Annotated in this window: 15 protein-coding genes; 14 read left to right on the top strand and 1 reads right to left on the bottom strand. The window is 68.2% G+C overall.

The window, feature by feature from the left end; all coding sequences use genetic code 11:
• Window positions 1-5 precede the first annotated feature (5 nt).
• The 8 genes from ABZS29_RS14840 to ABZS29_RS14875 all read left to right on the top strand — a co-directional run bounded on the left by ABZS29_RS14840 (window position 6) and on the right by ABZS29_RS14875 (window position 9353).
• Window positions 6-494: a MarR family winged helix-turn-helix transcriptional regulator gene (locus tag ABZS29_RS14840; protein WP_355462051.1), complete on the top strand. Its 489-nt coding sequence runs from the start codon at window positions 6-8 to the stop codon at window positions 492-494.
• A gap of 91 nt (window positions 495-585) precedes the next feature.
• Window positions 586-858, top strand: coding sequence for a hypothetical protein (locus tag ABZS29_RS14845; protein WP_355462053.1), 273 nt, complete (start codon window positions 586-588; stop codon window positions 856-858).
• Window positions 855-1751 (top strand): FAD:protein FMN transferase, encoded by an 897-nt coding sequence (locus ABZS29_RS14850; RefSeq protein WP_355462055.1) that lies wholly within the window; start codon window positions 855-857, stop codon window positions 1749-1751. Before ABZS29_RS14845 ends, ABZS29_RS14850 begins: the two co-directional genes overlap by 4 nt.
• On the top strand, window positions 1751-2308 hold the full coding sequence (locus ABZS29_RS14855) for a hypothetical protein (protein WP_355462057.1): 558 nt from the start codon (window positions 1751-1753) through the stop codon (window positions 2306-2308). The genes ABZS29_RS14850 and ABZS29_RS14855 overlap by 1 nt, the downstream gene beginning before the upstream one ends.
• Complete coding sequence (locus ABZS29_RS14860) at window positions 2305-3492, top strand: NADH-ubiquinone oxidoreductase-F iron-sulfur binding region domain-containing protein (RefSeq protein ID WP_355462058.1); 1188 nt, start codon at window positions 2305-2307, stop codon at window positions 3490-3492. The genes ABZS29_RS14855 and ABZS29_RS14860 overlap by 4 nt, the downstream gene beginning before the upstream one ends.
• Window positions 3485-3694: a ferredoxin gene (locus ABZS29_RS14865; protein ID WP_355462060.1), complete on the top strand. Its 210-nt coding sequence runs from the start codon at window positions 3485-3487 to the stop codon at window positions 3692-3694. The genes ABZS29_RS14860 and ABZS29_RS14865 overlap by 8 nt, the downstream gene beginning before the upstream one ends.
• Window positions 3695-3822: 128 nt before the next feature.
• Window positions 3823-8682: an NAD-glutamate dehydrogenase gene (locus tag ABZS29_RS14870; RefSeq protein ID WP_355462062.1), complete on the top strand. Its 4860-nt coding sequence runs from the start codon at window positions 3823-3825 to the stop codon at window positions 8680-8682.
• The gene (locus ABZS29_RS14875; RefSeq protein WP_355462064.1) at window positions 8679-9353 is read left to right on the top strand and encodes an IMP cyclohydrolase; all 675 of its coding nucleotides are present in this window, start codon (window positions 8679-8681) and stop codon (window positions 9351-9353) included. Before ABZS29_RS14870 ends, ABZS29_RS14875 begins: the two co-directional genes overlap by 4 nt.
• 3 nt (window positions 9354-9356) lie before the next feature.
• Here the strand turns inward: ABZS29_RS14875 and ABZS29_RS14880 are convergent, their stop codons facing one another.
• Window positions 9357-10094 carry a GntR family transcriptional regulator gene (locus ABZS29_RS14880; RefSeq protein WP_355462066.1) on the bottom strand — a complete coding sequence of 246 codons (738 nt, stop codon included), beginning with the start codon at window positions 10092-10094 and terminating at the stop codon, window positions 9357-9359.
• Window positions 10095-10255: 161 nt separating this feature from the next.
• Here ABZS29_RS14880 and ABZS29_RS14885 point away from each other — a divergent pair, with 161 nt between their 5' ends.
• The 6 genes from ABZS29_RS14885 to iolD all read left to right on the top strand — a co-directional run bounded on the left by ABZS29_RS14885 (window position 10256) and on the right by iolD (window position 18256).
• Complete coding sequence (locus ABZS29_RS14885; RefSeq protein ID WP_355462068.1) at window positions 10256-11242, top strand: Gfo/Idh/MocA family oxidoreductase; 987 nt, start codon at window positions 10256-10258, stop codon at window positions 11240-11242.
• A 38-nt stretch (window positions 11243-11280) separates the two neighbouring features.
• The gene (locus ABZS29_RS14890; RefSeq protein WP_355462070.1) at window positions 11281-12165 is read left to right on the top strand and encodes a sugar phosphate isomerase/epimerase; all 885 of its coding nucleotides are present in this window, start codon (window positions 11281-11283) and stop codon (window positions 12163-12165) included.
• Window positions 12166-12199: 34 nt separating this feature from the next.
• Window positions 12200-13141: a 5-dehydro-2-deoxygluconokinase gene (iolC, locus tag ABZS29_RS14895; protein WP_355462072.1), complete on the top strand. Its 942-nt coding sequence runs from the start codon at window positions 12200-12202 to the stop codon at window positions 13139-13141.
• Between the two features lie 1394 nt (window positions 13142-14535).
• Window positions 14536-15459 carry a deoxyribose-phosphate aldolase gene (locus ABZS29_RS14900; protein ID WP_355463192.1) on the top strand — a complete coding sequence of 308 codons (924 nt, stop codon included), beginning with the start codon at window positions 14536-14538 and terminating at the stop codon, window positions 15457-15459.
• Entirely contained in the window at window positions 15456-16349 is an 894-nt protein-coding gene (gene iolB, locus ABZS29_RS14905; RefSeq protein WP_355462074.1) for a 5-deoxy-glucuronate isomerase, read from the top strand. Before ABZS29_RS14900 ends, iolB begins: the two co-directional genes overlap by 4 nt.
• Window positions 16346-18256, top strand: a complete 1911-nt coding sequence (iolD, locus tag ABZS29_RS14910; RefSeq protein WP_355462076.1) for a 3D-(3,5/4)-trihydroxycyclohexane-1,2-dione acylhydrolase (decyclizing) — start codon at window positions 16346-16348, stop codon at window positions 18254-18256. Before iolB ends, iolD begins: the two co-directional genes overlap by 4 nt.
• Window position 18257 lies beyond the last annotated feature (1 nt).

Below are 18257 nucleotides of genomic sequence, written 5' to 3' on the forward strand. Positions count from 1 at the left end.
GGAGCGTGGGTAAAGGACCGTGGCTCGACGATGACGAACAGAAGGCGTGGCGGAGCTATCTGCTGATGCGGAAGACGCTCGAGACGCACATGGAGCGGCATCTGCAGCGGGAGTTCGGGTTGTCCGGGTCCGACTTCGAGATCCTGGTGAATCTGTCCGAGGCGGAGACCGGGCGGATGCGCGCGTTCGAGCTCGGGCAGGCGACGCAGTGGGAGAAGAGCCGGATGTCCCACCACCTGACCCGGATGGAGAAGCGCGGGCTGGTACGGCGGGAGTCGTGCGACTCGCGGTATCCCGAGGTCGCCATCACGGCCGAGGGGCGGGCGGCGATCGAGGCGTGTGCTCCGGAGCATGCGGCGCGGATCCGGAAGTTCTTCGTCGATGTGTTCGGTCCGGAGCGGCTGACCGCGTTGGGGGAGGCGTCGGACGAGGTTGTGCACACCATTCGTCAGCACGAGTCCTCGGATTGCCCACCTGAGGTGCGCGGGGCCTGAGAGCGCTGCTCAGGTAGTTCTCAGCAGAACTTGACGCTCGCTTGAGGGTCTCTTGGAGTGCGGCTGAGGCGCGCGCGACCAGGCTGTCGGCATGGTCACCACAGACGATTTCTCCGACCGGCGGCGCTGGGTACGACGCGCCTCCGTGGCTGCGGCCGCGACCGCCGTACTGGGCATCGGGACGGCCGGGCTCTCCGTCGCCGTCGTCTCCGCCAGGCACGCCGCCTCAGCCACCAGCTCAACCGACTCCGGTACGACGACCTCCGGCGACTCGTCCGGGAGCTCGTCGAGCGACAGCGGATCGAGCGGTCTCGGCAGTGCGCCCGCGGACTCCACTCCGCAGGGTGGGAGCCACGGCTCATGAGCGCCTCCCGGACCTGGACCGCCTGGAGCTGTACGGTCCGGCTGACTGTTGACGACCCCGCAGTGCTCGGAGCTGCGTGCGGTGAACTCAAAGCGCTGATGGACCGCGTAGACAAGGCGGCCAGCCGCTTCCGCCCGGACTCCGAGCTGTCGATCGTCAACCAGCGCGGCGGTGCGATGGTTCCGGTTTCGCGACTGCTGGTCGACCTTGTCGATGTCAGTCTGATGGCGGCCTCGATCAGTGGCGGCGCTGTCGACCCCACAGTCGGTACGGCGGTGATCGCGGCCGGCTATGACGACGACATCGAGACCGTACGGCGTCGCCCGGCACCACCGGCCGCACTACCGGCCACCGTCCCCGGCTGGCAGCAGGTGCAGCTCAATCGCAAGCTCGCGCTGCTCGGCGTACCAGAGGGCGCGGCACTCGACCTAGGTGCGACGGCCAAGGCTTGGACGGCTGACCGTGCCGCACTGGTACTCAGCAAGCGCTATGGCTGTGCGGTTCTCGTCGAGATCGGTGGGGACCTCTGTGCAGCCGGACAACCGGCGAAGCCGTGGGTGATCACGGTGGCAGAGCGAGCGGACGACCCAGGTGTGCTCGTCACGCTCGCCCACGGCGGACTGACCACCTCGACGCGCACGTCGCGTTCCTGGGCGAACGGGCACCACATCATCGATCCGCGCACCGGACTGCCGGCAGCCGGTCCCTGGCGAACCGCATCCGTGTGGGCGCCGACCGCCGTACGTGCCAACACCTTCAGTACGGCGCTCGTCGCCACCGGCGAGGCAGCTGTCGGCCGACTGACGCTGGCCGGTCACCCGGCACGGATGGTCGCCGCGGACGGTGAGGTCACCGAACTGGCCGGCTGGCCCGCATCCACGCAGGCGGCCTGATGACGCTCTGGTACGTCGCCCGCGCCGCCGGTGTGGTCGCGCTGATCATGTTCACGCTCGCAGCGACGCTGGGAATCATCACCTCAGGCAGTCGGCACCCGGAGCGCCGTTTCTGGCTCCAGTACGTGCATCGCTCGGCCGCGGTTACCGGACTGGTCCTCCTCGGCGCTCACATCGTCGCAGTGATTGCCGACAGCAACGTTGCGATCAGTTCGACCGTTCTGGTCTGGCCGTTCGGCTCGGAGTACCGCCCGTTCGCCGTGGCGCTCGGAGTGCTTGCCATGTACAGCCTCGTGCTCGCGACGGTCGCCGGGGCAGCGCGTGGTCGGCTGGCGCGCTTCGCTGCCTTCAGCAGGTACTGGCGGACGATCCACATCGCCGCCTCGGCCGGCTGGGCTGTGTCTGTCGGTCACGCGTTGCTGGCCGGGACAGACCGCAGTACGCCGTGGATGCTCGCCATCACCCTGAGCTGCCTCGCCGCGGTAGTTGGCGCGGCGATGTACCGCGCGCACACCTACGCCCCACCCACCCTCGTCCGTGCCGGGAGGACCACGTGAAGACCTTGCCGGCAACCAGTGTGATCGGCGACGCCCGTCTGCTCGCCGGACTCGACCATGGCCGCCTGGACAGACAGGCGCACCTATGGACGCATGGTGCGCAGCCCCAACTCACCCGTGCCCACTACACCGAGCTCTGTGAAGCAGTCGGTCTCAGAGGTCGCGGCGGTGCCGCCTTCCCAGTCGCTCGCAAGTTGGCCGGCCTGCCGGACCGCGGTATCGAAGCGGTAGTCGTCAACGGCTCCGAGAGTGAGCCGGTCAGTCGCAAGGACCGCCTGCTGCTCACTCGTGCACCACATCTGGTTCTGGACGGAGCCACCGGCCTAGCCCATGCACTGGGTGCGCCACACGTACTGATTGCAGTCCACGACGCCGAAGCCGCCTGGTCGATTCGGGAGGCGATTCTCGAACGTAACGACAACCTGGCGATCGAGGTAACCGAAACACCGGGCCGGTTCGTCGCGGGGGAGGCTCGTGCAGTCCTCAGCGCTCTCGAGGGTGGTCCGGCCGTGCCGCCCGGCCGGAAGGTACTGCCCACGCAGCAGGGCTACCACCGACGCCCCACCTTCCTGTCGAACGTCGAGACGTTCGCACAGCTCGCCGTACTCGCGAGACTGGGCGCCCGACGCTTCAGCAGCACCGGACTGATCAGCGAGCCGGGTACGCAGTTGCTCACCGTCGCCGGCGCCACCCGCAGACCAGGTGTGATCGAGACGCCAACCGGCGTACCGCTCGACACAGTCCTCCAGTTCACCGGCGCTGAGCCCGGTCCGGTACTCCTTGGCGGCTACCACGGTCGCTGGCTGCCGCAGACGACCGGTGTGACGCTGCAGGGCACCGGCATCGTCGTGGCGCTCGGAAATGAGACCTGCCCGCTAGGCGAGGTCTACCGGGTCGCCCAGTGGCTCGCGAGCCAGTCCGCCGGCCAGTGCGGACCCTGCGTCTTCGGTCTCGCCGGACTCGTCGACGACTTCGCCCGTCTGTTCCACGGCGACGCCACCGGCTGGTACGACGCGCAGCGGCACCTCGGCCTGGTCCCGGGGCGCGGCGCATGCGCGCATCCGGACGGCGCCGCCCGGTTCCTCGCATCCGCGCTCGAGGCGTTCGGCGACGACGTACGGCGTCATCTGGACGGCGGCTGTGGTCGACCGGTCCTCGGTGTACTGGAGGTGACGAATGGCTAGGCTCGAGATCGACTGGACCCGGTGCGACGGGCACGGGCTGTGCGCGACGCTGCTGGGTGGTGACGTAGGTCTCGACGAGTGGGGATTTCCGGTCCTGAGAGGCCGTGAGATCACTGCCGGTGAGGTGCCGGATGCGCGCCGCGCAGTGCTGGCCTGTCCGGCGCTCGCACTGCGCCTCGAGAAGTCTGTTAAGGGTTACTGACCAGTGCCTGGTCAGGGCCGTCCCGCTATCACACCAGTGACCAAGGTGGACTAATCTCTGAGTGACCGCACAACGTCGTGCGGCCGGTGCCCGGCGGCGCCGAATTGGTCACGTGGAGACGGTGGGGAATGCAGAGCAAGCTGGACGTCCAGAAGGCGGATGTGCTCGCCAAGGCGGTGGCGGCAGGGACACACGGCCATGACAAAACGGCTGATCCCGCCAAGCTGAAGACCTTCCTGGAGCGCTACTACCGGCACGTCGCCGCCGAGGACGTGGCCGAGCGCCAGCCGGCCGACTGCCTGGGGGCGGCCCGGCACCACTACAAGAGCGCGGTCTCCCGCCCGCAGGGCACCGCGAAGGTGCACGTCTTCACCCCGACCCTGGAGGAGCACGGCTGGACCGCCAACGGGCGGACCGTCGTCGAGATCGTCATCGACGACATGCCGTTCCTGGTCGACAGCGCCTCGATGGTGATCACCGCCCGCGACCTCGAGATCCAGCTGCTGATCCACCCGCAGTTCGTGGTCCGCCGCGACGTTGCCGGCACCCTCGAGGAGGTGCTGGACGACACCGCCGCCTCGGACGCGCATGACCTGGTCCGCGAGAGCTGGATGCACCTCGAGATCGAGCGGATCGCCGACGTGGCCCAGCACCGCGCGCTGGAGGAGGCGCTGCAGCAGGCGCTGCACGACGTTCGCGAAGCGGTCGAGGACTGGCCGAAGATGCACGAGAAGGCCACCAGCATCGCGGCCTCGTTGGACGCTGCCACTCTGCCCGTCAGCGAGGGCGAGGTGGAGGAGGCCAAGGAGCTGCTGGAGTGGCTGGCCGACGAGCACTTCACCTTCCTCGGCTACCGCGAGTACGACTTCACCATGGACGGCGACCAGGGCATCCTGCGCGGTCGTCCCGGGACCGGCCTGGGCATCCTGCGGCCGGACCCGAAGCCGGGCTCCGGCAAGCTCCCGCCCGAGGTGAGCGCCAAGGCCCGTGAGCGCAAGCTGATGATCCTGACCAAGGCCAACTCGCGTTCCACCGTGCACCGCTCGACGTACCTCGACTATGTCGGGATCAAGCAGTTCGACGAGAACGGCGACCCGGTCCGCGAGTGCCGCTTCATCGGTCTGTTGTCGTCGACGGCGTACACCGAGAGCGTCATGCAGGTGCCGGTACTGCGCCGCAAGGCGCTGGAGTTGTTCCGGCTGACCGGTTTCGACCCGAACAGCCACAGCGGCAAGGGTCTGCTCGACGTGCTCGAGACCTACCCGCGTGACGAGCTGCTGCAGGCGCCTGTCGAGGACCTGCTGCCGATCGTGCAGTCGGTGCTGCACCTGCAGGAGCGCCGCGCGGTCAAGCTCTTCGTACGGCGTGACGTCTACAACCGCTACCTGTCGTGCCTGGTGTACCTGCCGCGCGACCGCTACACCACTGCGGTCCGGCTGAAGATGCAGCAGATCCTCAAGGACGCCATCGGCGCCGAGTCCGTCACCTACGCGGCGTACGTGACGGAGTCCGTGCTCGCACGCGTCCACTTCGTTGTCCGGATGGCGCACGGCGGGACGGTCGGCGACTTCGACCAGGACCTGCTCGAGCAGCGCATCATCGAGGCCACCCGGGCCTGGGAGGACGACTTCACCGCGGCCCTGCACGCCAAGGGCGGTGACGGAGCGGTCACCCAGCTGGCCCGCCGGTACGCCGATGCGTTCCCGGAGGCCTACAAGGAGGACTTCGACGCCCGCGTCGCGGTGAACGACGTCGCGGTGCTGGAGGGGTTGCCGGCCGACAACGGCCTGGCCATGTCGCTGTACAGCCCGATCGACGAGGAGTGGGTGGGGGAGCGCCGGTTCAAGGTGTTCCGCACCGGCTCCGCGCTGTCGCTGTCCCAGGTGCTGCCGCTGCTGACCCACATGGGCGTCGAGGTGATCGACGAACGCCCGTACGAGATCCGCCGCGACGACGGCACGGTCTACATCTACGACTTCGGGCTCAAGGTGCCGCCGAAGACGGAGGAGCGCGAAGAGCTCCGGCAGCTCTTCTCCGACACGTTCCAGGCGGTCTGGGAGGGTCGCGCCGAGTCCGACAAGCTCAACGCGCTCGTACTGCGTGGTGGTCTGAGCTGGCGCCAGGTGTCGATCCTGCGTGCGTACCAGCGCTACATCCGCCAGGGCGGCACGCCGTTCAGCCAGGACTACATCGAGAACACCTTCCTCGCCCACGTGGACCTGGCCGGGCTGCTGGTCCAGCTGTTCGAGGTCAGCTTCGACCCGTCCCGCGGTGACGCCGACGACCCGGACCGCGTCGCGCAGTGCGACCAACTGGAGAAGGAGATCCTCGCAGCGCTCGACACCGTGCAGTCGCTGGACGAGGACCGGATCCTGCGGTCCTACCTGACGGTGATGAAGGCGACGCTGCGCACCAACTACTTCCAGCCCGGCCCCGACAGGCAGCCGCGGACGTACATTTCGCTGAAGCTCGAGCCCAAGGCGATCCCCGAGCTGCCGCAGCCGCGGCCGGCGTACGAGATCTTCGTGTACTCGCCGCGGGTCGAAGGTGTGCACCTGCGGTTCGGCGCGGTCGCCCGCGGTGGTCTGCGTTGGTCGGACCGGCGCGAGGACTTCCGCACCGAGGTGCTGGGCCTGGTCAAGGCGCAGATGGTGAAGAACTCGGTGATCGTGCCGGTGGGCGCGAAGGGCGGTTTCTACGCCAAGCAGTTGCCGGATCCTTCGGTGGATCGTGATGCGTGGCTGGCGGAGGGGATCGCGTCGTACAAGACGTTCATCTCCGGGCTGCTGGACATCACCGACAACATTGTTGCCGGTGGCATCGTTCCGCCGCGCCAGGTCGTCCGGTACGACGGCGATGACGCCTACCTGGTCGTCGCGGCGGACAAGGGTACGGCGACCTTCTCCGACATCGCGAACGGTGTCGCGAAGGAGTACGGCTTCTGGCTGGGCGACGCGTTCGCCTCGGGTGGTTCCGTGGGCTACGACCACAAGGCGATGGGCATCACCGCGCGCGGCGCCTGGGAGTCGGTCAAGCGGCACTTCCGCGAGATGGGTCACGACTGCCAGAACGAGCCGTTCACCGTGGTCGGTGTCGGTGACATGTCCGGTGACGTCTTCGGCAACGGCATGCTGCTGTCGGAGCAGATCAAGCTGGTCGCGGCCTTCGACCACCGGCACATCTTCCTGGACCCGGCGCCGGACCCGGCGACCTCGTTCGCTGAGCGTCGCCGGCTGTTCGAGCTGCCGCGCTCGTCGTGGGCCGATTACGACGCGGGCCTGATCTCGGCCGGTGGCGGCGTCTTCCCGCGGACCGAGAAGGCGATCCCGGTCTCGGCCGAGATCTGCGAGGTGCTCGGGATTGAGGGGTCGCCGTCGCGGCTGACCCCGGCCGAGTTGATGAACGCGATTCTGAAGGCGCCGGTCGACCTGTTCTGGAACGGCGGCATCGGTACGTATGTGAAGGCGGCGGCGGAGTCGCACGCCGATGTCGGCGACAAGGCCAACGACCCGATCCGGATCAACGGGTCCGAGCTGCGGGCCAAGGCGGTCGGCGAGGGCGGCAACCTCGGCTTCACCCAGCTCGGCCGGATCGAGTACGCCGCGGCCGGCGGGCGGATCAACACCGACTTCATCGACAACGTGGCCGGGGTGGACACCTCCGACCACGAGGTCAACATCAAGATCCTGCTTGACACCGTGGTGGCCGACGGGGACCTGACCGAGAAGCAGCGCAACGACATCATCGCCTCGATGACCGACGAGGTCGGCAGCTTGGTGCTGAAGTCGAACTACCGGCAGAACATCGCGCTGGCCAACGCGACCGCGCAGGCGCCCGCGCTGATGCACGTCCATCAGGACTGGGTGCGGCGGCTGGAGAAGCAGAAGCTGTTGGACCGCGAGCTGGAGTTCCTGCCGAGCATCGCGGAGTTCAAGCGCCGCAAGGCCGACGGGCGCGGGCTGACCTCGCCGGAGCTGTCGGTGCTGATCGCCTACACCAAGATCGTGATGGAGGCGGAGCTGCTGAAGACTTCGCTGCCTGATGACGCGTTCTTGCAGCACAAGCTGGCGTCGTACTTCCCGAAGGCGATGCAGGAGCGGTTCGCCGACCAGATCCAGTCCCACCAGCTGCGGCGCGAGATCATCACCACCCAGGTGGTGAACGAGTTCGTGAATACCTCCGGCATCACCGCGTTCCACCGGCTCTCGCTGGAGACCGGCGGTTCGGTGGAGGACGTCGTACGGGCGAATCTGGCCGCGTCCCGGATCTTCGGCCAGCCCGACCTGCTCTCGGCGAACGCCGACCTCGACAACGTGGTCGACGCGGGAACGCAGACGCACATGCGGCTGGAGACCCGCACGCTCGTCGAGCGCGCGACCCGCTGGCTGGTCAGCAACCGGCGGCCTCCGGTCGACATCCAGGACCTGATCGACCACTTCGCTCCCGGGATCGCCAAGCTCACCGCGGCGCTGCCGGAGCTGCTGCGGGGTCGCGAGCTGGCGCTGTTCGAGCACCGGCGCGAGGCTCTGGTCGAGAAGGGCGTGCCGGCCGACTTCGCGACCAGCATCGCGATCCTGCCCCCGGCGTACGCGGGGCTGGGCATCGTCGAGACCGCCTCGGCCGACGACCTCGACATCTTCGAGGTCGCCAAGGTGCACTTCGCGCTGAACGAACGACTTCAGCTCGGCGTGTTCCTCGAGCGCATCATCGGCCTGCCGCGGACCGACCGCTGGCAGACGATGGCCCGGGCCGCGCTGCGCGACGACCTGCACGCGGTCCACGCCAGCCTGACCCGTCAGGTCCTGGCCACGACCGACGCCGACGCCGACCCCGAAACCAGGGTCGCCGCCTGGCAGGACCAGAACGCGACGGCGCTCTCCAGGGCCGCCGCCATGCTCGAGGAGATCGTCGACACCGAGGGTCCCGAGTTGGCGCACTTGTCGGTCGGTCTCCGCTTGGTCCGCACCCTGCTGGCCAACCAGGCATGACAGGTCTCGGCGAGCTGGTCGGCGCCTCGGAGTACCCGGGGCGCGGGCTGGCGATCGGCCGTGACGTCGACGGCGCCGGATTCGCGGCGTACTGGTTGACAGGTCGCAGTCCGGCGTCCAAGCAGCGAAAGCTGGTGGTGTCCGAGCACGAGATCGTCGTCGAGGACCTGTCCGGCGGGGCGACCGACGATCTGCGGCACTACACCGCCGCCGTGCGCGCCGACGACTGGATCGTCGTCGGCAACGGTACGCAGGTCGCCGAGCTCGCCGTGGCGCGCAGAGCCGGTCAAGATCTGCAGCTGGCTCTCCGCGATCATGGCTACGAACCCGATCCGCCGATCCGTACGCCGCGGATCTTCGCGACCGCGCTGGTCGACGCGACCGAGGTGACGATCGGTTCGGCGCGTTCGCTGCCTGGTGCGGAGGAGTTCGTTCAGCACCCGTCGTTGCACCTGCCGGTTCTCCCGCCCGGGACAGCTGCCACCGTCTCCACCTACAACGGCAGCAGCGGCACGGTCACTGTCTCCGGCATCCCCCAGACGGCATCCCTCGCGGTGCCGTGGACGGCCGTCGCGGACCTGATCTGGCAGCAGTTGAACCCGGCGCTGCGAGTCGCGCTGTTCGTCACTCCACTCGAAGCCTCGACCTTCGAAGCAGCGATCTTGCGCTGAGCGTCAGCGGTCGGAGACGAGAACTTCGACGGAGTACTGGTCGGCGCGGTAGCAGTGGCTGCCGTACTCGACCGGTGCTCCGTCGGCGTCGTAGGCGGAGCGCGTCATCGTGACCAGCGGCTCCGCCTTGGACATGTGCAACGTACGGCGTTCCTCGGCGGTCGCGTTGCGGGCGCCGATGCGCTGCCGGGCGACCGTGGGACGGATGCCGCGCGCCCGGAGGACGGCGTACAGGCCGTCGCGCTCGAGGTCCTCACCGGTCAGGTCGTTGAGGGCCGGAGGCAACCAGTTGCGCAGGATCGCGAGCGGCTGATCGCCGGCGTACCGCAGGCGGACGATCGAGACCAGGGGAGTGCCGGCGGGAAGCCCGAGCATCTCGGCAGCCCGGTCGTCGTGTGCTTCGGTGGTCAACGACAGTACGTCTGTCCGCGGGGTGCGGCCTTCGCGGACCAGGTCGTCGTACAGGCTGGTCAGCTCGGCCTTGCGGTGCACCATCCGGTTCGCGACCGTGGTGCCGATGCCGCGGCGGCGAACCAGCAGACCCTTGTTGACGAGCTCGGAGATCGCTCGCCGCACGGTCGGCCGGGACAGGCCGAGCCGGTCCGACATGGCGATCTCGTTCTCGAACGGGTCGCCGGGGCGCAGCGTGCCGCTGCTGATCGCGGCGGTGAGCTGTTCGGCGAGCTGGTGGTAGAGCGGCACCGGGCTCGACCGATCGATGCTGATCGGCAGGGTGGCCATGGCCCGGGATATTACATGGACGCACGTATGTATGTCTCTACGTGCGAATGTGTTAACAAACTATTGACACCTCCGGCATGGGCAGGAAAGGCTGGCCGCGGTGGATCCGGTGCGGGCCGACGGCCGCCGGTCAGGTGTGACACGACGCGAGAGGGCGGCGGATGCGGATCGGGTTGGTCGGGGTCGGGCGGATCGGTGCGTTCCACGCCTCGACGCTCAGGGGGTTGCCGGCGGTGGATCAGGTGGTCGTCGCCGATGCCGACCCGGCTCGGGCCGAGACGGTTGCCAAGGAGCTGGGTCTTTCGTTTGCTCCAGACGTCAGCTCGATGCTGGCGGGCGGGCTTGACGGGTTCGTGATCGCGGCGGCGACGGGCGCGCACGCGGAGCTGATCGGCGCGGGCGTGGCGGCCGGCGTACCGACGTTTTGTGAGAAGCCTGTTGCTTTGGATCTGGCGGAGACGCAACGAGTGGTCGAGCTGGTCGAGGCCGGCGATGTGCCGGTGCATATTGGGTTTCAGCGGCGGTTCGACGCGGGGTATCAGGCTGCGCGGGCGGCGGTTGAGTCGGGCGAGCTCGGGTTTGTTCATCACATCCGCGCGAACACGAACGACGCGTCTCCGCCGCACCGCGGGTACATCCCGCAGAGCGGCGGCTTCTTCCGCGACTGCACGGTCCACGACTTCGACATCATCCGGTACGTCACCGGGCGCGAGATCGTCAGCGCGTACGCGACCGGCGCCAACCGCGGCGAACCCTTCTTCGGCGAGTACGGCGACATCGACTCCGCCGCCGCGCTGCTCACGCTCGACGACGGCACCTTCGCGATGGTGAGCGGCACCCGCTACAACGGCGCCGGTCACGACGTGCGGATGGAGCTGCAGGGCAGCCAGGGGTCGATCGCGGTCGGTCTCGACGAGCACACCGCCCTGCGGTCGGCCGAGCCCGGCGTGACCTTCCCAGCCGGTCCGCCGCATCTGACCTTCATGGACCGCTTCCAGCCGGCCTATGTGGCCGAACTGACCGCCTTCACCGAAGTAGCCGCCGGAACGCGTGACGTGCCGTGCACGGTGCGCGACGCGCTGGCGGCCTTCCAGGTCGCCGACGCCTGCGAACTGTCCCGGCGTGAAAACCGTGTTGTCACTGTCTGAATCACCTTCCATTGTTGCGATAGAGGAGACTGTGCTCGATGACTGACCTGGCTGCCCGGATCGCGGGTGCTCCGATCTCGTGGGGTGTCTGCGAAGTTCCCGGCTGGGGTTATCAGTACGACGCCGACACCGTGCTGGCCGAGATGCGGGCCGTCGGGCTCGCCGCGACCGAGTTCGGTCCGGACGGGTTCCTGCCCGAGGAGCCGGCCGACAAGGCCAAGCGTTTGGCCGACGCCGGACTGCGGGCGGTGGGTGGCTTCGTGCCCGTCGTACTGCATGATCCGGCGCATGACCCGGCCCCCGAGGTCGCTGCGGCTTTGGAGGGGTTCGTTGCCGCGGGTGCGGGGACGCTGGTGCTCGCGGCCGCGACCGGCCAGGAGGGGTACGACGACCGCCCGGTGCTGGACGAGACCGGCTGGAAGACGCTGCTCGGCAACCTGGACAGGCTGTCCGCGCTGGCGGCCGAGAGCGGCGTACTGGCGACGGTCCACCCGCACGTCGGGACCATGATCGAGAACTTTGCTGACGTCGACCAAGTGCTTCGTGGATCGTCGATCGGTCTCACGCTCGACACTGGTCACCTCCTGATCGGTGGTGTGGACCCGGTTTCGCTGACGCTGGCTCACACCGACCGGATCAAGCACACGCACCTGAAGGACGTCGACGCTGCTTGGGCCGCGAAGGTTCAGTCCGGCGAGGTCACCTACACGGACGCGGTCCGCGCCGGCATGTACCGCCCGCTCGGCCACGGCGACATCGACCTCGGCGCGATCGTCAGCACACTGGAAGAGTCCGGGTACGACGGCTGGTACGTGCTGGAGCAGGACACGATCCTGCCCGACCGTCCGGCCGACGAGGGCCCGGTGGTCGACGTACGGGTGAGCATCGCGCACCTGCAGGCGATCGCGGAGGCTGTTCGATGAGCTGGAACGCTGCTGCTGTGAGACGGGGAGATTGATGGCGGACGATGTACTGACGATCGGGCGGATCGGGGTCGACCTGTACCCGTTGCAGGTCGGGACGCATCTGGAGGATGTGACTTCGTTCGGGAAGTTCCTCGGTGGGAGTGCGACGAATGTTGCGGTCGCCGCGGCTCGGCACGGACGGAAGTCCGCGGTGATCAGCCGGACGGGGAACGATCCGTTCGGGACCTTCATCCACTCGTCGCTGCGTGAACTCGGGGTGGACGACCGCTTCGTGACTCCGGTGGACGGGTTGCCGACGCCGATCACGTTCTGCGAGATCTTCCCGCCGGACAACTTCCCGCTGTACTTCTACCGCTTCCCGAAGGCCCCGGACCTGGTCATCAACCCCTCCGAACTCGACCTGGACGCGATCCGGGACGCCCGGATCTACTGGTCGACCGTGACCGGGTTGTCCGCGGAACCGTCCCGCTCGGCGCACTTCGCCGCCTGGGAAGCCCGCGGCCGCAAGCCGATCACCGTCCTCGACCTGGACTACCGGCCGATGTTCTGGGCCGACCCGACCGAGGCCCACGCGCAGGTCAGCCGCGCTCTCGAACACTGCACGGTTGCCGTCGGCAACCGTGAGGAGTGCGAGGTCGCGGTCGGCGAAACCGACCCCGACAAGGCTGCTCAGGCTCTGCTGGACCGCGGCCTCGATCTGGCCGTCGTCAAACAAGGCCCCAAGGGCACCCTCGCCCGCACCCGCGACGAACGCGTCGAGGTCCCGCCGCACCCCGTCGAGGTGGTCAACGGCCTAGGTGCCGGCGACGGCTTCGGCGGCGCCCTCTGCCACGGGTTGTTGGCCGGTTGGCCGTTGGAGAAGATCATCCGCTTCGCCAACACTGCCGGCGCCATCGTCGCCTCCCGCCTCGAATGTTCCACTGCCATGCCCACGACCACCGAGGTCCTCACCACGATGGGCGAGAACGCATGACCAACCCCCACAACGACGCAAACCCGAACGACCCCACGGTCGAGCAACGCCGCTCCGACGTCAGCCCCACGGATCCGACGGTCGTGCAGCGCGGACCCGACGGCGTCGGTCCCAGCGACCCGACGGTCGTGCAGCAGCGCCCCACCAACGCCGCGCCCCCGCCGCACTTCCACGGCTCCCACGCCTCAGAGGTGCGCCCGACCGACCCCACGGTGGTGCAGCAGCGCCCGGACAGCGTGAGCCCGACCGATCCGACGGTCGCACACGGTCGCTCCACGCACGCCCAGCCCCCGGCGCGCTCGTACGGCGCGTACGAGGATGAGGTGCGCCCGACCGATCCCACGGTTGTCCAGCGCCGCCCGGATGGCGTGAGCCCGACGGACCCGACCGTTGTACAGCGCCAACCCGACAACGCCGCGCCGCCTGCGCGCTCACACGGGTCGTATGCAGGCGACGTGGACCCGTCCGACCCCACCGTTGTGCAGCGACGCTTATCCAACGACCTGCCGCCAGGGCACTCGCAGGGTGTGTACGCGGGTGACGTGAGTCCGACGGATCCGACTGTGGTGCAGTCGGTGCAGGCGAACCGGGCACGGCGGCTCGCGGGGCTGCCGAACGATCCGACGATCGTCGCGCAGGTCCGGCTGTCTGGTGCCGACGACGCCACGATCGCCGTACCGGCGAACGACCCGACCCAAGTCATCCCAACTACCCAAGTCTCACCTTCCGCAGACGCGGCGTACGCCGGTGCCGACGATCCCACCGTGGTCGTCCCACAATCCTCGAACGCCGCGGCACCGCCACCTCCGAGCGTCGTAGCAGCCGCACCAGGCGTCGCCTTCCCCGCCGCGGCAGCGGGAGTTGGAGCCGACGCGGGAGCGCGAGCCGATGCGGGAGTGCGAGCCGGTGCGGGAGCCGTCGCTGATGCGGGAGTGCGTGCCGAAGCCGACGCGGGAGCCGTTGCTGATGCGGGCGAGGTAGTTGAACCTCGAGCCGATGTGGGAACCGGAGCCGACGCCGGAGCTCGGGCCGGAGCCTTTGACGCTGGAGCCGGCACAGGAGCTGGGGCTGGGGCTGAAGAGTTTGTGGCTGAAGCTGGTGCAGACGTCCCGGTCGGAGCTGACGACGCGACGGTCGTGGCGCCGTTCATCGGCGATCCGGCGGCACCGGTGGGAGCTGACGACGGGACCGTGATGGCGCCGTTTAGCGGCGATCCGGCAGCGCCCGTGGGAGCTGATGATGTGACCGTGATTGCGCCGTTTGTTGGCGATCCGGTGGAGGGGCCGGCTGACGAGCCCACGACCGGCGGGCCGGCGGTTGACGCCGGCGAGGTCGCGGTGCCGGCTGAGGTTGCGGCTTGGCATCCGGCTACTGCGGGTGGGCAGCCGTTGGTGATGGGGAATCCGGCGGGGTGGACTGTGCGGGATGACGTGGTGGCTCGGTTGAGTGAACTGACTGAGATTCGGGTGCGGCAGCCGGAGCGGATTGCTGAGGCTTGGCAGCAGCGGCGCACTCGCGAGTTGGTGGGTACCGATGGCCGGCTCCTGATTGTTGCGGCCGACCACCCGGCTCGTGGAGCGCTTGGCGTGCGCAACGACCCGTTTGCCATGGGCAGTCGGCCGGGACTGATCGAGCGACTGGTGACGGCGCTTGAGCGGCCGGGTGTTGACGGCGTGCTGGCTACTCCCGACATTCTTGAAGACCTCCTGTTGCTGGGTGCGTTGGAAGGCAAGGTCGTCATCGGTTCGATGAACCGCGGCGGCTTGCAGGGTTCGGCGTTCGAGCTCGACGACCGCTTCACCGCCTACGGTTCCGCGACCGATCTCGCCTCGCGTCGGCTCGACGGCGGCAAGATGCTGACCCGGATCGATCTCGCTGATCCCGGCACGGTCGCCACGTTGGAGGCCAGCGCGAAGGCCGTTACCGAGCTCGCCGAACACAAGCTGATGGCGATGGTCGAACCGTTCTGGTCGACGCGACAGGATGGTCGCGTCATCAACATGCTCGACGCCGATTCGGTGATCAAGTCCGTCCACATCGCCGCCGGTCTCGGTGCGACGAGCGCCTACACCTGGCTCAAGCTGCCCGTTGTCGACGATCTCGACCGCGTCATGGATGCGACCACCCTGCCGACCCTCCTTCTCGGTGGTGACCCCACGGTCGCTCCCGAAGAAACCTATGCGCGCTGGGGCAAGGCACTTGCCCTCCCTTCGGTTCGGGGACTCGTCGTCGGACGAGCCCTTCTGTTCCCACCCGATGGCAATGTCGCCTACGCCGTTGACCAAGCAGCCTCGCTCGTCCACGGAGGTGTGGCATGACCGAGTGGTTCAAGCCGGCCGGCAGCGCGGCACGAGACGGCTTCGAGGTCGCTGTCACCCCAGGCGACAAGGACTGGGAGTACAGCGGCCTGTACGTCGCGACACTCCGCCCCGGCCAAACGGTCGAGCTCGACACCGACGACTGTGAGTACCTCGTCCTTCCGCTCAGTGGGTCGGCCGAAGTCGTGGTTGACGGCGAGACCGTGCCGCTGGGCGGCCGGGCCGACGTCTTCGCGGGTCCGACCGACTTCGCCTACGTCCCACGCGGTACCAGGGTCGCGGTCACGAGCGCCGGGGGAGCACGCATCGCTTTCCCGCACGCTAAAGCCGCGAACGACTATCCGTTCCGGCGAATCGGTACCGAGCAGGTCGAGTCCGAGCTACGTGGCGCCGGTGTCTCGTCCCGTCAGGTCCGCAACTTCGGTACGCCGGGCGTGCTCGACGCCGACTCGATCATCGCCTGCGAGGTCCTCACCCCGGCAGGGAACTGGTCGTCGTACCCGCCGCACAAGCACGACGAGCACAAGCCTGGTAAGGAAAGCGTCCTCGAAGAGATCTACTACTTCGAGCTACAGCTGTCCGACGCCGCCCCTGAAGGTGTCAAGGGCAACGACCCGATCGGCTACCAGCGGGTCTACGGCACGGCGGACCGGCCGATCGACGTCCTTGCGGAGGTCCGCAACGGCGATCTGGTCCTGGTGCCTCATGGTTGGCATGGTCCTGCGATGGCGCCTCCTGGCTATGACATGTACTACCTGAACGTGATGGCCGGCCCCGGCGCAGAGCGCGAGTGGCTGATCACCGACGATCCCCAGCACGGTTGGGTTCGCGAGCTGTGGGCGAACCAGCAGATTGATCCACGGCTGCCTTTCGGAGGAGAAGAGTCATGACGGTGCGTCTCACGGTCGCGCAGGCGTTGGTGCGATTCCTGAGCGTCCAGTACTCGGAGCGCGACGGGGTCCGGCAGCGGTTGATCGCCGGCACTCTGGGCATCTTCGGGCACGGGAACGTAGCTGGTATCGGCCAGGCCCTGCTGCAGGCCGAGCTCGAGGACCCGACGGCGCTCCCGTACATCCTGTCCCGCAACGAGCAGGCCATGGTGCACACGGCCGCCGCCTTCGCCCGCACCCGCGACCGGCTCCAGACCTACGCCTGCACGGCAAGTGTCGGCCCGGGATCGACCAACATGGTGACCGGCGCGGCCCTCGCCACGATCAACCGGCTTCCGGTCCTGATCCTCCCTTCGGATGTGTTCGCGACCCGGGTGGCGACCCCTGTGCTGCAGGAGCTGGAGAGCTACGCCGCCGGTGATGTCTCCGTCAACGACGCCTTCCGTCCGGTCTCGAAGTACTTCGATCGGGTGTGGCGTCCCGAGCAGCTCCCGTCGGCGTTGATGAACGCGATGCGCGTCCTCACCGATCCGGTCGAGACCGGCGCGGTGACTCTAGCGCTCCCGCAGGACGTGCAGGCCGAGGCCTACGACTGGCCGGAGGAGCTCTTCGCCGAGCGCACCTGGTACGTCGGGCGCCCGTTGCCGGAAGCATCAATTGTCGACAAGGCGGTAGATCTCCTACGGTCCGCGCAGCGGCCGCTGATCGTCGCCGGTGGCGGGGTGCACTACTCCGGTGCCGAGGACGCCCTGCGCGCGTTCGCGGAAGCGACCGGCATCCCGGTCGCGGAAACCCAGGCAGGCAAGGGATCGCTGACCTACGATCACCCGCAGTCGATGGGCGCGGTCGGCTCGACCGGAACGACGGCGGCGAACGCGCTGGCCCGCGAGGCCGACCTGGTGATCGGGATCGGCACCCGCTACAGCGACTTCACCACAGCCTCCCGGACTGCCTTCGCCAACCCGGCGGTCCGCTTCCTGAACATCAACGTGGCGCGCTTCGACAGTGCTAAACATGCCGGCCTTCCTCTCGTCGCGGATGCGCGGGAAGCCCTTGTTTCGTTGGGATCCGCGCTCGGTGACTGGTCCGTTGACGCCAAGTACACAGCCGCGGCCACGGAACTCTCAAGGAACTGGGATGGCATTGTTTCGGCACATTACCGGCCCTCCGACGAGGTTACGGGGAAGTTGGCCGACGGACTTCTCACCCAGGGGCAGGTTCTGGGTGCCGTCAACGAATTGTCGGCGCCATCTGATGTGGTGGTTTGTGCAGCCGGTTCGATGCCGGGCGACCTGCACAAACTCTGGCGGACCCGCGATCCGAAGGGATACCACGTCGAATATGGCTTCTCCTGCATGGGTTACGAGATCGCCGGTGGTCTGGGCGTTCGCCTCGGCGCGCCCGAGCGCGACGTCTTCGTCATGGTCGGCGACGGGTCGTACCTGATGATGTCCAGCGAGCTGGCCACCGCGGTCCAGGAGAACCTGAAGATCATCGTGGTTCTCGTGCAGAACCACGGCTTCGCCTCGATCGGCGCGCTCTCGGAATCGCTCGGTTCGCAGCGCTTCGGCACCGCGTACCGTAAGCGTTCGGGCGGCGGCCGGCTGGACGGCGACTACCTGCCGGTCGATCTCGCGGCGAATGTGCGCAGCTTCGGTCTCGAGGTGCTCGACGTGCACAGCCTCGACGAGCTGGAGAAGGCGATTCACGCAGCCAAGGCGGCGACCGGCCCGATCGCCATCCACGTCACCACCGACCCGCTGATCGGCGCGCCCGACAGCGAGGCCTGGTGGGATGTTCCGGTGAGCGAGGTGTCCGAGCTGCAGTCCACCCAAGCCGCAGCAGCGGCGTACGAAGAGAGCAAGAAGTCGCAGCACCCCTATCTCACGCCGGTCGAAGGCGACTGAC

Origin of the sequence: Kribbella sp. NPDC005582 (assembly GCF_040605415.1) — a bacterium.
Lineage (GTDB): Bacteria > Actinomycetota > Actinomycetes > Propionibacteriales > Kribbellaceae > Kribbella.